1 protein-coding gene is annotated in these 1,006 nt (G+C 40.3%); it reads right to left on the minus strand.

The annotated features are described in order from the left end of the window. On the minus strand, positions 1–1,006 hold a 1,006-nt coding region (locus VSA01S_RS20150), incomplete at both ends, for a hypothetical protein (protein ID WP_186810642.1).

The following is a 1,006-nucleotide window of genomic DNA, read 5'->3' on the forward strand; positions in this document are numbered from 1 at the left end:
GCAGTAATTATTGACCGGTTCAATAACACCAGAGGCGGAAGCGGCTTTACAGCCATCCGCAGTCGTCGTCGGTAACGGGTGTACGTTAGAATCAAGTCGTTGAGCTAAAGCTGGATTTAAGAAATGCCCTCCAAACCATATACACCCTGCATTATCAATAAATGGAGCGTATAAACGGCTGCCTAGCGCAGGATATGTAATTTTTTCGCCAGTAGACCAATTATAAGATCTTATATGGTCATCTATTACCTGAAAAATTGTAATGGCCTGATTTTCATCATTGATGAAATTAACACTTCCTCCTAGTGGGTGAAAAGAAGAATGCAGAGGGACTTCTGACCAAGAATATACTTGACTAGGATCATCAACGTTAACACATTTAGCATGAAAAAGTCCCTTTATTGTGGCACACACAGCCTCAATTTCAGCATTGGTATCATAAGCAAAAAATAAGTTGCCCCAAAAAGAAGTAGTTAAGCCGAACACATTAACGGGCTCATTCCAACCAACACAAAGGCTATTACTATTAAGATCCCAACAAGCGATAGAAGTTTCTTGATTAGCTAAAAAATACAGATTGTTATAACTTTCATCATATTTTAATACACCTCTTGCATACACATGGTTAGCTGAAAAATTACCTCCTAATAATTTAGGATATACGCCACCACAGAGGCTAAGGTCTTTGTTTACACAGTGTAGGGTACCCAGTTCATCGACGGCATAAATTTTATCGTTAGCTGCAATAATTTCGATAGGAGGAAAATTAACGTCTGTCCCCCGACTATGACTCCCTAATTCTATATAACCACAATCGCTGTCGCTCATCGCGTCCCAGCAAGAAATGCCGTATTTAGAGTTATCCCATGCATTGAAGTAGATTTTATCGTTATTATCAATCAATGCGCCACCTAGCAAACCAGCTTTAGAGCTGCCACTGCCCATTTGCGTTGTTCTAGGGTAACCAGGGCAAGTCTGATTAGACTGAACATCGTGACAATAGAGG

This window comes from Vibrio sagamiensis NBRC 104589, from assembly GCF_007990935.1.
GTDB lineage: Bacteria > Pseudomonadota > Gammaproteobacteria > Enterobacterales > Vibrionaceae > Vibrio > Vibrio sagamiensis.